This is a genomic window from Microbacterium sp. X-17, assembly GCF_039615055.1.
Window position 1 is genome coordinate 444,288 of record NZ_JBDHNI010000001.1, and the last position, 16,166, is coordinate 460,453.

Here is a 16,166-nt window from a genome sequence, read left to right on the forward strand (position 1 = left end):
TCCCTTTCACGAGGCGACGCGCAGCACCAGCGAGCCGCCGGTCCTGCCCCGCCGCAGATCGTCGATCGCGCCCGCCAGCCCGTCGAACGGCACCGCCGTCACCGTCGGCCGCAGCCGGAGGTTGCGCGCGAGCGCGAGGAAGCGCGCGCCGTCCTCCCGGGTGTTCGCCGTGACCGTGCGCAGGTCGCGCTCGCGGAACAACGACTCGGTGTACGACAGCGGCGGGAGGTCGGACATCTCGATGCCCGCGAGCACCACCGTGCCGCCGCTCGCCGTGGCCCGCAGCGCGACCGGGACGAGCCCGCCGGCCGGGGCGAACACGATCGCGGCGTCCAGCGGCTCCGGCGGCTCCTCGTCCTCCTCGCCGAAGAAGTCGACGCCGAGCTCCCGGGCGAGCTCGCGGTTCTGCACGCCGCGCGTCATCGCGAACACCCGTGCCCCGCCGGCCATCGCGAGCTGCGCGGTCACGTGCGCGCTCGACCCGAAGCCGTAGATCCCGAGGGTTCCGCCCGGCGGGAGCTGCGCCCGCTGGAGCGCCCGGTAGCCGATGATCCCGGCGCAGAGCAGGGGTGCGGTCTCCAGCGCGTCGGCGTCCGCCGCGATCGGATACACGTACGCGGCCGGCGCCACCAGGTACTCGGCGAAGCCGCCGTCGGCGTCCCAGCCGGTGTACTCCGAGTTCGGGCAGAGGTTCTCCGCACCCCGCCGGCAGAAGGCGCACTCGCCGCAGGTGCGCCGCAGCCACGCGACGCCGACGCGGGCTCCCGGCTGCAGCGACGTCACGTCCTCGCCGACGTCGACCACCGTGCCGATCGCCTGGTGCCCCGGCGTCACCCGCGGCCGGTGCACGGGGATCTCGTGGTCGATCACATGGAGGTCGGTGCGGCAGATCCCGCACACCTCCACCTCGACCAGCACCTCGTCCGCCTCCGGCTCCGGCACCGTGGCCTCGACCGCTTCGAGCCCGCCGCTCGTCCCCGTGGTGCGCCACGCTCTCATCACCGGCATCGTGCGCCTCCGTTCCGTCAGCGAGTCAAGCGCCGCCGCTGTGCGCCGGGTGGGCCGAAGGTCCCACGGGACCTATGGCCCTTCGAGCCGCCGTGCCGGGTGAGCAGACTGCAGGCGGAGGTGCCCCTCATGGAGATCCGCAGGTACATCGTCGGCGTCGACGGTTCGGTCCCGGCCCGTGCAGCCATCCGGTGGGCGGTCGCGGGGGCCCGCGATCGGGGGCTCGGTGTGACGCTCGTCCACGTCGCCGACGACGAGTGGGGCGCCGTGGGGGCGCTGCTCATCGACGAGGTCGACCAGGACGCGGAGAAGCGGCTGGGGGAGGAGGTCGCCTACGCGCGGTCCCTCGGGGCGGACGTGCCGATCCACGGCGAGGTCCGCACCGGCAGCCCGATGGCGGAGCTCGCCTCGTTCAGCGACCAGGGGACGATGATCGTCGTCGGCACCCACAAGACCGGCTTCCACTACGGGCGCGCGTTCGGCTCGCGCAGCCTCCAGCTCGCGAACCTCGCCACGGGGCCGGTCGCGATCGTCCCGGAGGCGGCGTCGCGGATGCGGCGCGGGGTGATCGTCGGCGTGGACGACACGCCGGCCGGGGAGGCGGCGGTCGACCTGGCGGCGGACCTGGCCTGCGACCACCACTGCGAGCTGATGACCGTCCGCTCGTCGGAGGCACACATCCCCTTCGACCCGGACTATACCGACGAGCGGCGCGACTGGCAGCTCCGGCGCGACGACGAGGCGCGTGGCTTCCTCGCGGCGGCCGTCTCGCGGGCGCGGGCGCGGCAGCCCGGCATCGTCATCCGCAGCCGCGTGGTGCGCCGGCCCGCGGGCGCCGCCCTCAACGAACTGGCCCGCAGCGCGGAGCTCCTCGTGATCGGGGACTCGCGCCGGGCGCACGCGCAGCTCGGCAGCCTCGGCGCTGTCGCCTACGACGTGCTGCTCAACCTGTCCTCGCCGACGATCGTGGTGCACGCCCCGGCCGCCGGAGCGCGGGCGGAGCAGCCGAAGACGGAAGGAGAGAGCCATGTCATCGGATGACCCGGTCCACGTGCTGGACCGCGACGAGTGCCGCGAGGTGCTGAAGGGCGCGACGGTCGGGAGGCTGGCGACGGCCGTGGGCGGCGAGCCCGACATCTACCCGGTCAACTTCTACTCCGACGGGTCGAGCATCCTGATCCGGACCGCCCCCGGCACCAAGCTGCTGGAGCTGACCGTGCACGACACGGTGGCGTTCGAGACCGACGGCTGGACCGACGCGGAGGCATGGAGCGTCGTCGTCCACGGCCATGCCAGGCAGCTCGACCATCAGGCGGAGATCGACGAGGCCGACAAGGCTCCGCTGAAGCCGTGGATCCCGACCCTCAAGTACCGCTACGTCCACATCGACATCGAGACGATGACGGGCCGGCGGTTCCGGCGCGAGCCGGAGCCCGAGCGCTGGTGAACCGCACACGGAAGGAAGCATCATGAGCGACGCGCCCCGCGAAGAGTCCGAGGACCGCATCCACCCCGGCGGCCGCATCGTCGTCGGCCTGGACGGCTCCGCCGAGTCGCTGTCCGCACTGCGCCGCGGCGCGCGGATGGCCGAGCGGCTGGGCTGCAGCCTGGTCGGCGTGACGGTGTGGGAGTACCCGCCGTCCTGGCCCGGCTACGTCATGGGCGGCTGGGATCCCGAGCGGGACGCGCACAGCATCGCCGAGGAGGCCTCGCGCGAGGTCTTCGGCGACACCCTGCCGCCCTGGTACTCGACCGTCGTCCGTTCGGGGTCGGCCGCGCGCCAGCTGATCGCCGAGGCGGAGGACGCCGAGATGCTGATCGTGGGCAGCCGCGGACTCGGCGGGTTCACCGGGCTGCTGCTCGGCTCGGTGTCGCGGTCCGTGGTCGAGCACGCGGACTGCCCGGTGCTCGTGATCCACGGGTCGTGAGCTGATCGGGGGCCGCCTCAGACCGCGGCGGGAGTCCCCATCGCCGCGCCGATCGTGCGGCCCCAGTCGCGGGCGTCATCGAGCTGCCCGGCCTCCAGCACGCTGTCCTTGTCGACCAGGAAGCTGTGCTTGGCGAGCAGGCGGTGGGAGCCGAGCTTGCGCAGCCGCTTGTCGATCGCCGCGGCGGCCGAGCCGCTGAAGAGCTCCGTCATGTCGGCGCGGGTGTCGAACGCGGCGAACCGCGCAGGCACGTCGCCGCAGGTCTCCAGCCACTCGCGCACGCCGATGCCCTCGGCGTCGGGTTCGAGGGTGAGCCGGCGCTCGGGGTCGTCTCCCCACTTCGCCGCCTCCACGCGGGTGGACGGCCGGCTCAGGGAGTGCACGTGCGTGGGCGCGCCGATGAGGAGGAGGTCGATGTCCGGGAACGCCTCCGGCGCGTCCTTGACCTTCAGGACGGTCACCGACGCGAACGGTCGCAGCCCGTCCGCGATGGCCTCCGCGACCCGGCGGGTGCTCCCGAACATGGACTCGTAGACGATGGCCGCGCGGGCGGCCGGTGTGGTGTCGTTCATGCCGCCACCCTGGCGCGGGTCGCGCGCAGCGGGGAGGGCCGAAGGTCACGCGGGACTTTCGGCACTGGGCGCCGCAGGCCCGGGCCGCGAGACTCGTCGCGTTCATCGAGGGCTGGAGGATGCGATGACCGGGACGATCATGGTCGGGGTCGACGGCAGGGCCGAGCACCGGGCGGCGCTGGAGTGGGCGGCGCGGCGGGCGGTCCGCGACGGCTCCCGGCTGGAGCTGGTCTTCGTGCTCGCGCACGCCTGGGGCGACGACGCGGACGGCCCGAGCGACCTGCTCATCCTTGCGGCGAAGTCCCTGCTGGCGACGGAGCGGGAGGCGGCGCTCCGGATCGCGGAGGAGGCGTCGACGCGGGTGCCCGCCCTGACCGGTCCCGAGCCCGCGCCGCGCCGGCGTTCCGGCCTCGAAGTGGGCACGCGGTACCTGTACGGCCACGTCGGCGCCGAGCTGACGGCGGCCTCCCGCGGTGCCGACATCCTGGTGGTGGGCGCCCGCTCGCGTCCGGAGCGCGACCGCGGCTTCGCCGGCTCGCTGCACCTCCGCGTCGCGTCGACCGCGGCCTGCCCGGTCGCCGTCGTCCCGCACGGCTGGGCCGGCCAGGGGTCGGGCGTCGTGGCCGGTGTGGACGGCAAGGCGCCCGCCGAGACGGCCGTCGCGTTCGCCGCGGACGAGGCGGCGGCGCTCGGGGAGGGCCTGCGCCTGGTCTGCGTCGGCTACACCGCGAACCCGCTGCTCGCGGGCCTGGTGCCTGAGGTGTCGCTCGACGACCGGAGGCAGCGGATCGTGGACGCGGCCGCCCAGAGCGCACGCGAGCGTCGGCCGGGCATCGACGTCCGCGCCGAGGCGATCGAGGCGGCGCCCGCGCAAGGCTTGGTGGAGGCGGCGCAAGGCAGCAGAATGCTGATCGTGGGAACCCGCGATCGCCACGGCGCCAAGCGTGTCATGCTCGGCTCGGTCGGCCACGACGTGCTGCTGAACGTCCGCGTCCCCGTCGTGATCGCGCGAGCGCGCCGCGAGGACGGGTGAGCGCGGCGCCGGGCACGGCGGCGGTCCTCGCATCCGCCGCGCCGAGTCCGGTCCGGGTCTCTGCCTGTCAGGACGCAGCGGCCGTACTCGCGGGCCAGGGGACCGCGGCCGCCGGCCTGAGCGACGAGGAGGCCGCCGCCCGGCTCGCCGCAGTCGGCCCGAACGCGGTCCGCGGCCACCGCGCCCGCCCGTGGCGCGTGCTCGGCCGTCAGGTGCGCAGCCCGATCCTCATCCTGCTGTTCGCGACCGCGATCGTCTCCGCGTTCGTCGGCCAGGGGACGGAGGCCGTCATCATCGCGGTCATCCTCGTGGTCAGCGTCGGGCTGGGGTTCGTCAACGAGTTCCGGGCGGAGCAGGCCGCGGACGCCCTCCACGACCGACTCAGGCACACCGCCATCGTGCTGCGCGGCGGAACGCGCCGCAGCGTGGACGTCACCGAGCTCGTCCCCGGCGATGTGGTCGTGCTCTCGGTCGGCTCCGTCGTCCCCGCCGACCTGCGGCTCATCGAGGCCAACGGGTTGGAGTGCGACGAGAGCATCGTGACCGGCGAGGCGCACGCGGCGGCCAAGTCGCTCGACCCGGTGGCGGAGGGCGCGGGCGTCGGCGACCTCGCCTGCTGCGCCCTGATGGGCACCGTCGTCCACGCCGGAGGCGGCGTCGGCGTCGTGGTCGCGACCGGCGGGACCACGGAGTTCGGCCGCATCGCCGTCGGACTCGGCACGCAGCAGCCGCAGACCGAGTTCCAGCGCGGGCTCGGCCAGTTCTCGACCTTCCTGCTGCTGGTCGCGATCATCCTGACCACCCTGATCTTCGTGGCCGCGCTGTTCCTCGGCCGGCCGCTCATCGAGTCGCTGCTGTTCTCGCTCGCCATCGCGGTCGGCATCACCCCGCAGCTGCTGCCCGCCGTGGTGAGCACCAGCCTCGCCGCCGGCTCCCGCGCGCTCGCGCGGCGACGCGTGCTCGTGAAGCGGATGGTCTGCATCGAGGACCTGGGCGATCTGGACCTCCTGGTCACCGACAAGACCGGCACGCTCACGACCGGCCGGATCGTGTTCGACCGCCCGGTCCCGCTCGACGGCGTCGAGGCCGACGAGGTGCTGCTGCTCGGCCTCCTCGCCACCGACACCGACCCCGCCGCGCCCCAGACGGTCGGCCTGAACGCGCTCGACGCCGCGCTGTGGGAGAGCGCCGAGGCGGCCTCCGCTCCGGTCGCGGCGTACCGGAGGCTGGACGCCGTGCCGTTCGACCACGAGCGCCGGATGGCGGGAGCCCTGGTCGCCGCCACGGGCTCCGCGCCGATCGTCGTGGTGAAGGGCGCGCCGGAGTCCGTCCTCCCGCTCTGCGCGCAGGCGGACCCGTCGGCGGCCGGCACGCTGTCGCAGCTCTACGCCGCGGGCTCGCGCGTCATCGCCATCGCTACGAGGGCGGCCGGCGACTTGACCGCGCTCACCCCCGGCGACGAGACCGGCCTGACCCTGCGCGGGTTCCTGGCGTTCGTGGACGGCGTGAAGCCGGACGCGCGCGCGTCCTTGCAGCGGCTCGCGGACCTCGGCGTCGGGGTGAAGATCGCCACCGGCGACAGCGCCGTCGTGGCCGAGCGCGTCTGCGCCGAGCTCGGGATGCCCGCGACCGGCACCCTCACCGGTGAGGCGGTCGACGCCCTCGACGACGCTCAGCTCGCGGAGTCCGCCCGCGCCGCCACGGTCTTCGCCCGCGTCTCGCCCGAGCAGAAGGCGCGCATCATCCGCGCCCTGCGCCAGAAGGGCCGCGCGGTCGGCTTCCTCGGCGACGGCGTCAACGACGCGCTGGCGCTGCACAGCGCCGACATCGGCATCTCGGTCGACTCCGCCGTGGATGTGGCGAAGGACGCCGCCGACGTGCTGCTGCTGGACAAGGACCTCGACGTCCTCGCCGACGGCGTCACCGAGGGGCGCCGGATCTTCGCGAACACCATCAAATACGTGCTGATGGGGACCTCCAGCAACTTCGGCAACATGTTCAGCGCCTCGATCGCGTCGGTCATCCTGCCGTTCCTGCCGATGCTGCCCGGCCAGATCCTGCTCAACAACCTGCTCTACGACTCCAGCCAGCTCGCCATCCCGAGCGACAACGTGGACGCGGAGCAGCTCCGGGTCCCGTCGCACTGGGACATCGGCGCGATCCGCCGCTTCATGCTGCTGTTCGGCCCGATCAGCTCGCTGTTCGACTTCGCCACGTTCGGGCTCATGCTGTTCGCGTTCAACGCGGCCCCGCCCGAGTTCCGCTCCGGCTGGTTCATCGAGTCGATCGCGACGCAGACGCTGATCGTGTTCGTGATCCGGACGCGGCGGGTGCCGTTCCTGCGCAGCCGCGCCTCCCTGCCGCTCGCCGTCTCGGTGCTCGCGGTGGTGGCCGTCGGAGCCTGGCTGCCGTACTCGCCGCTGGCCGGGCTGCTGGGCTTCACGCCGCTGCCCGCGCTGTTCTTCCTCGCGCTGGTCGGCCTGGTGCTGGTGTACCTCGTGCTCGTGGAGTTGGCGAAGGTCTGGTACTACGCCCGGCTGAGCGCCCCGCGGGCGCCCGCGGTGCGCCGCCGGGCGTACCCGCACCGGGTGGCGCGGCGGGCCGCGCGGTTCACGACACGCTCGCCGCGGGCAGGCTGACCCCGCGCTCTCGCGGGCAGGACAATGCGGCTGACTCGCCGAGGGAACTCTTTCAGAAGCCTCCTGGGAAGGAGATCCCGACGTGTCTTCCTGCGCGGCAACGGCGGTCCTACTCGGCCGGGTGGCTGTCCCCGCCCCGGAAGATCGCCACCGCCTCCCGCACCGCGTACGCGACGATGACGAGCCCCGCCACCGGGTCCGCCCACCACCAGCCGAACAGGCCGTCGAGTGCGATGCCGGCGAGGACGGCGGTCGCCAGGATGCCATCGACCAGCGTCACCCGGCCCTCCGTGATGAGCACCGGGTTGCCGAGCCGGCGGCCGGTGCGGGCCTTGCCGAAGGCGAGGGCGAACATCACCAGCGCGGTCACCGCCGTCCAGCCCGCGCCGCCGGGGGTCGGGGCCGCGCGGTGGCCGGCGAGCAGCGCCATGACCGCCTGGACGAGGAGGTAGGCGGCCAGCAGCACGAACGCGACGCCGATCAGCCGCAGGGCGAGACGCTGGCGGCGCTCGCCGGCGCCGGTCAGCTCCCAGATGACGACGACGCTGGCGAAGATCTCGATCAGGCTGTCCAGGCCGAAACCGAGCAGCGCGACCGACGCGCTCGTGTAGGCGAGGACGGCGAGCACGACCACGCCGACCACGTTCCAGCCGAGCGTGACCGCCTCCAGCCCGATGCCGAACCGGATCAGGCGGCGTCGGGTCGCGTGGTCGAGCACCGCGTCGGTCATCGAGGCTGCGCAGGGACGAGTTCGAGGCTCAGCTCGTCCAGGTTGCGGAGGTGCGCAGTGGCGTGCGCCCGGGCGGCCTCGGTGATGCGCTGGGCGTCGGCCAGAGTCGCGGCGTCGACGGTCAGCCGTGCGCTGCCGTGCAGCCGGTGGCCGACCCAGCGGAGCTGCACGCGCGGCACCGCGGTCACGCCGGGGGTGTCTTCGAGCGCGTGCTCCAGCCGCCCGACGAGCTCGGGCTCGATGCCGTCGAGGAGCCGGCGGCCGATGCTGCGGACCGTGCCCCACAGCAGCACGATGATCGCGGCCGAGATGAGGAGGCCGACGATCGGGTCGGCGAGCGGGAAGCCGAGCATGACGCCGATCGCGCCGACCACCACGGCGAGCGAGGTGAACCCGTCGATGCGCGCGTGGACGCCGTCCGCGACCAGGGCGGCGGAGCCGATCCGCTGGCCGACGCGGATGCGGTAGATCGCGACCGCCTCGTTGCCGGCGAAGCCGATGATGCCCGCGACGACCACCCAACCGAGGTTCTCCAGCGGGTGCGGGTGGAAGAACCGGTCGATCGACTGCCAGGCCGCGACGACCGCCGACAGCGCGACGACAGCGATGATGAAGAGGCCGGCGAGGTCTTCGGCGCGGCCGTAGCCGTAGGTGTACCGCCGGGAGGCCATCCTCCGGCCGAGCACGAAGGCGACCCAGAGCGGAACCGCGGTCAGCGCGTCGGAGAAGTTGTGGACGGTGTCGGCGAGCAGCGCGACGGACCCGCTGAACCCGACGACGATCGCCTGCAGCAGCGTGGTGCCGAGTAGGACGAACAGGCTGATCTTCAGTGCGCGAACGCCCTCGGTGCTGGCCTCCAGGGCGTCGTCGATGGAGTCGGCGGCGTCGTGGGAGTGCGGGACGAAGAGGCCGTAGAGGAAGCCCTTGAAGCCGGTGGGGTGGTCGTGGTCGTGGTCGTGGTCGTGGTCGTGCCCGTGCCCGTGCCCGTGCTCGTGGTCGTGCCCGCGGTCGTGCTCGTGCGCGTGGTGGGTGTGCGTCTCCCCGCTCATGCCGACGCCTCCTCGTGGTGGTGCCGCGGCGTCCCGCCGAGCGAGTGCTCCGCCTGGAAGATCGCGTCGGTGACCAGCCGGCTCGCGTGCTCGTTCTCCAGCCGGTAGAAAACCCGCTGGCCGTCCTGGCGCGTCGCCACGATCCGGGCGAGCCGCAGCTTCGCCAGGTGCTGGGAGACGGCGGCCGGCTGCTTGTCGAGGATGTCCGCCAGGTGGTTCACCGACAGCTCGCCCGCGTCGCGGAGCGCCAGGATGATGCGCACCCGCGTCGCGTCGGCGAGCATCCCGAACACCTCGACCGCGAGCTCGACGAACTGGCTGTCGGGGAGACGTCCGCATATCGGCTTATCTGCATCCATACGCAGATTAAATCACATCACGCCTCCGGTCGGCGCAGCACCAGGAACCGCACGCCGTACGGCCCGATGCTGAGCGGGAAGCTGCTCAGGTTGTCGACCGTCGTCACCTCGCTGTCGTCGCCCGCGTCGATCACCGTCGCGCCGAGCGGCAGCGCGTCCGACCGCACCGTGCCGTCCACCGCCTCCGCGCTCATGTTGAGCACCGTGAGCTGCACGATCGGGAGGCCTTGCTCGTCCAGCGACTCCAGCTCGTGCACGAGCACCAGCATCCCGGGGTGCGCCACGTCCGGCACGTCGACCTGGCGGGCCGTGGCGATGCCGTAGCGGGAGCGGATGCGCAGGAGGTCGCGGAGCCCGCTCGCGAACGAGTCCGGCCGGGCGAGCTGTTCGGGGAGGGTGCCGTACAGCGACCGCGAGCGCGGCATGCCGGAGGCCGAGCGCTCCTCTTCGGGGGCGATCCCGAGCAGGTCGTGGGCGCCGCGCTCGATCCAGCGGGTGTCGCCGTCGGCGATCAGGTCGGCGACCTGGTCCCGCGGGACGGTGAGCGCGCCGAGCAGGTCCCAGCCCGACAGCGCGAACACGCCCGGCTGCCAGGCGTTGAACGCGGCGAGCAGCAGGTGCGCGTCGCGGATCGCCGGGACGTCCGCCTCGGTGATGGAGTCGAGCGTCGTGTGCCCCTGGGTCGCGGCGATGAGGGAGGCCGTGGTGCAGGCGATCCCGTTCGTCGTGAACACGAGGTTGTAGTCGGCGGCCGCCCCGGTCAGCTTCTCCACCAGCTCCGACCGGATCAGCTCGGCCAGCTCGCCGCCTGGCAGCTCCTGGTAGCGGAACGGATACAGGTCGTTCTTGTGCAGCGTCGCCCAGTGCACCAGCTCGTAGGTGAGCTCGTCGTGGTTCTGGAGGCCGTGCACCAGGCTCGCCGGCTCCACCCCGAGCTCCAGCGAGGTCCGCAGGGTGAGCCGCAGGAACTCCGTGTCGCCCGTCGCGAGGGCGTGGTGGTAGGCGGGCCGGTTGATGAAGTCGTAGGAGAGGTCCGCGCCGACCGCGCCGGTGTCGCGGATGTCCTCCACCGTCAGGTTGAGCTCCTGGAAGGTGAAGCCGCCGACCTTGCGGACCATTCCGGCGATGACGTGGTTGGCCGCGTGCGAGAGCGGGTGGCCCTCCGACCAGGCGGGGAGGCCCTCCGCGCTCTTCTCGACGCCGAGGAAGCCGTTCGCGTCCAGCCGCAGCGCGCTCGTGCCGAGGTCGCCGAGCGAGTGGAGGGCGTCGCCGATCACCAGCCGCATCCCCGAGAAGGTCGGGTCGAGCCAGTTGACCGAGGGCTGGCCCTCCTTGAAGTAGTGCAGGTAGACCCAGCGCCGGGTCACCCCGTCGACGCCGACGACCGGCGCGGTGACGCTCCAGTTGGTCTCCTTCACGCCGGGGGCGTAGAAGATGACGCGCTGGAGCTCGCCGATGATGTAGCCCCGCTCGGCGAGGGAGGCCTCCGTCGCCGGGTCGAGGTTCACCGAGTCGCGGTGCTCCGGCACCTCGGGGAGCAGGTGCCACTCCTCCGGCGGGATCTCGACCATGTGGTAGATGCCGGGGTAGTCCTTGTACGCCATCTCGGCGAGGCGGAAGTCCGCGCCCTTGCCGGTGTGGCCCGGCACGATGTCGTCGATGACGACGCCGCCGTGCTCCTCCGCGACGTCCGTCATCCGCTGGAAGGTCTCCTCGTCGCCGAAGATCGGGTCGATCTGGGTGCCGATCCGGTCGAAGTGCCCGTCGACGCTCGGGGTCTCCTGCCAGCCCCGGATGCCGCCGGCCCGCTTCACCGGGCCGGTGTGCACGCCGTTGATGCCGATCCGCTCGAACACGGTCCACAGCTCCGGGTCCGCGAGGGCGGCGAGGAAGCTCTGGTCTCTGCGGGTGATGAGCGAGATCGGGTATGCGGTGAACCAGACGTCGGAGGTCGACACCGCGCGGCGCGCGTCCGGCCGCGCGTACGGGTTGCGCCACATGCTCGGAGAACCGGAGAGCTGACGGCTGAGCACGTCGGCGTCCTTGAGCATCGACTGGCGGACCAGCCACTGCACGTAGGCCGGGTTCAGCCCGTTCGCCGCCCGCGGGTCGGAGACGGTGCGGCGGATCGCGCCGCCACGCAGGTTCGCGCGGGGCCGCAGCCGGCGGGGCCGGGCGGGGTAGAGCTGTTCGTCGTAGGTGATCTCGGTCGATTCGGGCTCTGCACCCTCCGCAATCTCGTCCATCTCTCTCCTCTCGCCCCTTCCGGCCGCTGCCACCGTATCCCTTTCCGCCGAGACGTGAGCAATCGCGGAAATCGCACCCGCGATTTCCGCGAATGGTCACGTCTCGTTGGTGCGCCAGGGGAGGGGGAGGGACTCGGTGGGGGAGTCCGGCGGGACGATGAGGATGCCGGTCGCGGCGGCGAGGCCGCGCAGCATCGCGGCGCCGCGCCAGCGGGCGACGACGGCCCGGCCGTCGACTTCTGAGTACGGGACGAGCACGGTCGTCCCCACCCGTCCCTCGGCTTCGGCGTCGCCGGCGGGGTGCGTCGGCACGGGAGGCCTCCCGGCGAGCCCTGCGAGCAGCGGCTCCCCGAGGGTGATCGCCGCGAGCATCGCGGCGAGCGGGTTGCCGGGGAGCGCCGCGACGAGCCGGCCGTCCGGCAGCTCCGCGATTCGGGTGGGGCCGCCCGGCCGCATCGCCACGCCGTCGACCAGGAGGCGAGCGCCGAGCGCGCGGAGGGCGTCGCGGAGGTGGTCGGCCGACGACGCCCCGGTGCCTCCCGTCGTCACGATCAGCGCCGCGTCGGCGTCGCGCAGCGCGGCCACGGTCTCGTCCAGCCGGTCGGGCACCCGCGCGACGCCGGTCACCCGGCCGCCGAGCATCCCGACCAGCGCGGGGAGCTGCACACCGAAGCTGTCGCGCACGCGCCCCGGCGCGGGGAGGCCGGAGGTCACGACCTCGTCGCCGGTGAACACGAGCGCGACTGAGGGGAGCGCCGCCACGAGCACCTCATCTGCTCCGGTCGCCGCGGCGAGGGCGACGTGCGCCGGGTTGAGCAGGGCGCCCGCGGCGATCAGCCGTTCCCCGGTCAGCGCCTCGGTGCCGGGGTGCCGGATGTGGTGGCCGGCCCTCGGCTCGCCCGCGACGGTCGAGCGCAGCACGCCGTCCGCGACCTCGCCGCTCTCGCTGCGCAGCACGGCGAACGCGTCGGCCGGTACGAGCGCGCCGGTGACGATCGGCGCGGCCTCACCGCGCCCGGGGTCCGCCTCGACCAGCGTCCACGGTCCGTCGCCCGCGACCAGCCAGCCGTCCATCGCCGCCGACGCGAAGTGCGGGAGGTCGATCGACGTCGCGAGGTCGGCGGCGAGCCGTCGCCCGATGGCGTCGTGCAGCGCGACGCTCTCGGGCGGGAGCGCGCTCCCCGCCGCCGCCGCGATGGCCCGCGCCTCCTGCCAGGACGGCCGTCCGTGGTGCCCGCTCACCGCGCCATGCCCATTCCCGATCCTCTTCCCGCAGTATTCGAATGACCGCCGCGGGCATTCCGGTAGGGTCACAACGCTACGCCGTGGTAAGCCTGAGGCATGAGTCGCACGACATCGCGAAAACAGATCACGCGCATCGTCGTCGGCGAATCGCGCAGCCGGCGCGAGGACGTGCTGGCCGTCGAGGAGCCGCTGGAGATCCGGGTCGCGGGATCGCCGCTCTCGATCACCATGCGCACACCCGGGAGCGACTTCGACCTGGCCGCCGGCTTCCTCGTCTCCGAGGGCGTGATCTCGCATGGCGACCAGCTCAGCGCCATCCGCTATTGCGCGGGAGGCACGGTCGACGGCGAGAACACCTACAACGTCCTCGACGTGACGCTGGCGCCCGGAGTCCCGCGGCCGGACGCGAGCCTCGACCGCAACTTCTACATGACCAGCTCCTGCGGCCTGTGCGGCAAGGCCAGCATCGACGCCGTGCGCACCCGCTCCGCGTACCCGGTCGACGCCGACCCGGTCGCGGTCACCGACGAGCTGCTGACCACGCTCCCCGACCGGCTGCGCGAGGGGCAGGCGATGTTCGAGAAGACCGGAGGCCTCCATGCCGCCGCCCTCTTCGACGCCGCGACCTGCGAGCTGCTCGTGCTGCGCGAGGACGTCGGCCGGCACAACGCGGTCGACAAGGTCGTCGGCTGGGCGCTCAAGGAGGACCGCCTCCCGCTGAGCGGGACCGTGCTGATGGTGTCCGGCCGGGCGAGCTTCGAGCTGGTCCAGAAGGCGTCGATGGCCGGCATCCCGATCCTCGCGGCGGTCTCGGCGCCGTCGTCGCTCGCGGTCGATCTGGGCCGGGAGCTCGGCCTCACCGTCGTCGGGTTCCTCCGCGGGTCGTCGATGGTCGTCTACTCCGGAGGCGAGCGGATCACTGTCACGGAACTGAAGCAGAAAGCGATGGCCTGATGCCCAAGACGGACGTCAACCCCGGCGACGAGTACCCCGACCTGGAGGTCGGCCACAACAAGAAGTGGGCCGTCGGCGTGCCGGCCATCCTGCACTCGATGGAGCCGGCGATCCGCGACATGGGTCCGGCCCGCACCGCGAAGCTGATGACCGCGATCAACCAGAAGAACGGCTTCGACTGCATGAGCTGCGCGTGGCCCGACCCGGGTGACCGCAACATCCTGGAGTTCTGCGAGAACGGCGCGAAGGCCGTCACCTGGGAGGCGACGCCGATCACAGTCCCCACCGGCTTCTGGGCCGAGAACTCGCTGACCAGCCTGCTCGACAAGTCGGAGTACTGGCTCGGGATGCAGGGCCGCCTCGTGGAGCCCGTGCACAAGCCGGCGGGCGCCGACCACTACGAGCCGATCGGCTGGGACGAGGCCTTCGCCCTGATCGCCGACCGCCTGAACGGCCTCGCGTCGCCCGACCGGGCGGCGTTCTACACCAGCGGCCGCACCGCGAACGAGACGGCGTTCGTGTATCAGCTCTTCGCCCGCGCGTTCGGCACCAACAACCTCCCGGACTGCTCGAACATGTGCCACGAGTCGACGGGGACGGCGCTCAGCGAGACCATCGGCATCGGCAAGTCGACCATCGCCTACGACGACTTCGGCAAGGCCGACCTGATCGTCGTGATGGGCCAGAACCCCGGCACGAACCACCCGCGCATGCTGACGGCGCTGGAGGAGGCCAAGCGCAATGGCGCCACCATCGTCGCGGTCAACCCGCTGCCGGAGGCCGGGCTGATCCGCTACAAGAACCCGCAGAAGCCGCGCGGCATCATCGGCAAGGGCACGCAGATCGCCGACCACTTCCTGCAGATCCGCTCGGGCGGCGACATGGCGCTGTTGCAGGCCGTCTCGCAGCGGGTGCTGGAGGCCGAGGACGCGGCTCCCGGCACCGTGCTCGACCACGAGTTCCTCGCCGAGCACACCCTCGGCCTGGAGGAGTTCCGCGCGCACATCGCGACGCTGGACGACTTCACCGTGCTGGAGGCCACCGGGTTGACCCTGGAGGAGATCGACCTCCTCGCCGACCTCTACATCCGCTCCGAGCGGGTCATCATCACCTGGGCGATGGGTCTGACGCAGCAGAAGAACGCCGTCGCGACGCTCAAGGAGCTGATCACGCTGCTGCTCCTGCGCGGCAACATCGGCAAGCCGGGCGCCGGCGCCTCCCCGATCCGCGGGCACAGCAACGTGCAGGGCGACCGGACGATGGGCATCTGGGAGCAGATGCCGGAGAAATTCCTGGACGCCCTGCAGGCCGAGTTCGGCTTCGACCCGCCGCGCGCGCACGGCTTCGACGCGCTGCAGACGCTGGAGGGCCTCCAGCGCGGCGACATCGACGTGTTCTTCGCGATGGGCGGCAACTTCGTCGCCGCGATCTCGGACACCGCCGCCGCCGAGGCGGCCATGCGCGGAGCCGGCCTGACCGTGCAGGTCTCCACCAAGCTGAACCGCTCGCACGTCGTCACCGGCGAGGAGGCGCTGATCCTGCCCACGCTCGGCCGCACCGAGGTGGACCTCCAGGCCGGCGGCCCGCAGTTCCTGTCGGTGGAGGACAGCGTGTGCGCCGTGCACGCGACGCACGGCAGGATCCCGCCGGTCGCGCCCGGGCTGCTGTCCGAGGTGGCGATCGTGTGCCGCCTCGCGCAGGCGACGCTCGCGGCACGCGACGGAGCTCCCCAGCTCGACTGGGCCGGCTTCGAGGCCGAGTACGACGTCATCCGCGACCACATCAGCCGCGTCGTCCCGGGCTTCGGGAGCTTCAACGCGGACGTCCGCCGCAAGGGCGGCTTCGTCCTCCCGAACGGCCCGCGCGACGAGCGCCGCTTCGACACGGCGACGGGCAAGGCGATGATCACGGTCAACGAGCTGGAGCCGCTGGAGCGCCCGGAGGGCCGGCTGATCCTCCAGACGCTGCGCTCCCACGACCAGTTCAACACGACGATCTACAGCCTCAACGACCGCTACCGCGGCATCAAGAACGGCCGCGACGTGATCTTCGTGAACCCCGACGACCTGACCGAGCTGGGGCTCGCGGACGGCCAGCGCGTCGACATCCACAGCGAGTGGGCGGACGAGGTCGACCGTGTGCTGCGGAACTACCGCGTGGTGTCGTACCCGACCGCGCGCGGGTGCGCGGCGGCGTACTACCCGGAGGCGAACGTGCTGGTGCCGCAGCAGAGCGCGGCCACCGGGAGCAATACGCCGGTGTCGAAGGCGGTGATCGTGCGGCTGGAGCCGGTGGCGGGGTAGGCCGCACCGCGTGACACGCAACTCGACCGCACCGGGTGGGCCATCTTCAGCTGACGCCGAAGGGCACGTAAACGCCCCTAAAACGCCGTTTTAGGGGCAC

Annotated in this window: 14 protein-coding genes; 7 read left to right on the forward strand and 7 right to left on the reverse strand. The window is 72.6% G+C overall.

Annotation, left to right across the window (positions count from 1 at the left end; all coding sequences use genetic code 11):
• Positions 1 to 6 precede the first annotated feature (6 nt).
• Positions 7 to 1,008 carry a zinc-binding alcohol dehydrogenase family protein gene (locus ABCS02_RS02090; RefSeq protein WP_345833956.1) on the reverse strand — a complete coding sequence of 334 codons (1,002 nt, stop codon included), beginning with the start codon at positions 1,006 to 1,008 and terminating at the stop codon, positions 7 to 9.
• Between the two features lie 129 nt (positions 1,009 to 1,137).
• Here ABCS02_RS02090 and ABCS02_RS02095 point away from each other — a divergent pair, with 129 nt between their 5' ends.
• The 3 genes from ABCS02_RS02095 to ABCS02_RS02105 are packed head-to-tail and all read left to right on the forward strand — an operon-like array spanning position 1,138 to position 2,936.
• Complete coding sequence (locus tag ABCS02_RS02095) at positions 1,138 to 2,049, forward strand: universal stress protein (protein WP_345833957.1); 912 nt, start codon at positions 1,138 to 1,140, stop codon at positions 2,047 to 2,049.
• Positions 2,036 to 2,455: a pyridoxamine 5'-phosphate oxidase family protein gene (locus tag ABCS02_RS02100; protein WP_345833958.1), complete on the forward strand. Its 420-nt coding sequence runs from the start codon at positions 2,036 to 2,038 to the stop codon at positions 2,453 to 2,455. Before ABCS02_RS02095 ends, ABCS02_RS02100 begins: the two co-directional genes overlap by 14 nt.
• A gap of 22 nt (positions 2,456 to 2,477) precedes the next feature.
• Positions 2,478 to 2,936 (forward strand): universal stress protein, encoded by a 459-nt coding sequence (locus ABCS02_RS02105; RefSeq protein ID WP_345833959.1) that lies wholly within the window; start codon positions 2,478 to 2,480, stop codon positions 2,934 to 2,936.
• A gap of 17 nt (positions 2,937 to 2,953) precedes the next feature.
• Here ABCS02_RS02105 and ABCS02_RS02110 read toward each other — a convergent pair whose 3' ends face one another.
• Entirely contained in the window at positions 2,954 to 3,508 is a 555-nt protein-coding gene (locus ABCS02_RS02110) for a flavodoxin family protein (RefSeq protein WP_345833960.1), read from the reverse strand.
• Positions 3,509 to 3,632: 124 nt separating this feature from the next.
• On the opposite strand from ABCS02_RS02110, the gene ABCS02_RS02115 reads away from it, so the two are divergent.
• Positions 3,633 to 4,541, forward strand: a complete 909-nt coding sequence (locus ABCS02_RS02115; protein WP_345833961.1) for a universal stress protein — start codon at positions 3,633 to 3,635, stop codon at positions 4,539 to 4,541.
• On the forward strand, positions 4,538 to 7,180 hold the full coding sequence (mgtA, locus tag ABCS02_RS02120) for a magnesium-translocating P-type ATPase (protein WP_345833962.1): 2,643 nt from the start codon (positions 4,538 to 4,540) through the stop codon (positions 7,178 to 7,180). Before ABCS02_RS02115 ends, mgtA begins: the two co-directional genes overlap by 4 nt.
• Positions 7,181 to 7,289: 109 nt before the next feature.
• On the opposite strand, the gene ABCS02_RS02125 is transcribed toward mgtA, so the two are convergent.
• The 5 genes from ABCS02_RS02125 to ABCS02_RS02145 form a co-directional block, all read right to left on the reverse strand.
• On the reverse strand, positions 7,290 to 7,910 hold the full coding sequence (locus tag ABCS02_RS02125; RefSeq protein ID WP_345833963.1) for a cation transporter: 621 nt from the start codon (positions 7,908 to 7,910) through the stop codon (positions 7,290 to 7,292).
• Positions 7,907 to 8,959, reverse strand: coding sequence for a cation diffusion facilitator family transporter (locus ABCS02_RS02130; RefSeq protein ID WP_345833964.1), 1,053 nt, complete (start codon positions 8,957 to 8,959; stop codon positions 7,907 to 7,909). Before ABCS02_RS02130 ends, ABCS02_RS02125 begins: the two co-directional genes overlap by 4 nt.
• Complete coding sequence (locus ABCS02_RS02135) at positions 8,956 to 9,318, reverse strand: metalloregulator ArsR/SmtB family transcription factor (protein WP_345833965.1); 363 nt, start codon at positions 9,316 to 9,318, stop codon at positions 8,956 to 8,958. The genes ABCS02_RS02130 and ABCS02_RS02135 overlap by 4 nt, the downstream gene beginning before the upstream one ends.
• Before the next feature lie 17 nt (positions 9,319 to 9,335).
• Positions 9,336 to 11,564 carry a maltose alpha-D-glucosyltransferase gene (gene treS / locus ABCS02_RS02140; RefSeq protein WP_345833966.1) on the reverse strand — a complete coding sequence of 743 codons (2,229 nt, stop codon included), beginning with the start codon at positions 11,562 to 11,564 and terminating at the stop codon, positions 9,336 to 9,338.
• Positions 11,565 to 11,660: 96 nt separating this feature from the next.
• Positions 11,661 to 12,806 carry a molybdopterin molybdotransferase MoeA gene (locus ABCS02_RS02145; protein ID WP_345833967.1) on the reverse strand — a complete coding sequence of 382 codons (1,146 nt, stop codon included), beginning with the start codon at positions 12,804 to 12,806 and terminating at the stop codon, positions 11,661 to 11,663.
• 99 nt (positions 12,807 to 12,905) lie between these two features.
• Here ABCS02_RS02145 and fdhD point away from each other — a divergent pair, with 99 nt between their 5' ends.
• Positions 12,906 to 13,763 carry a formate dehydrogenase accessory sulfurtransferase FdhD gene (gene fdhD, locus ABCS02_RS02150; RefSeq protein ID WP_345833968.1) on the forward strand — a complete coding sequence of 286 codons (858 nt, stop codon included), beginning with the start codon at positions 12,906 to 12,908 and terminating at the stop codon, positions 13,761 to 13,763.
• Complete coding sequence (locus tag ABCS02_RS02155; protein ID WP_345833969.1) at positions 13,763 to 16,066, forward strand: FdhF/YdeP family oxidoreductase; 2,304 nt, start codon at positions 13,763 to 13,765, stop codon at positions 16,064 to 16,066. Before fdhD ends, ABCS02_RS02155 begins: the two co-directional genes overlap by 1 nt.
• The last annotated feature ends 100 nt before the right edge of the window (positions 16,067 to 16,166 follow it).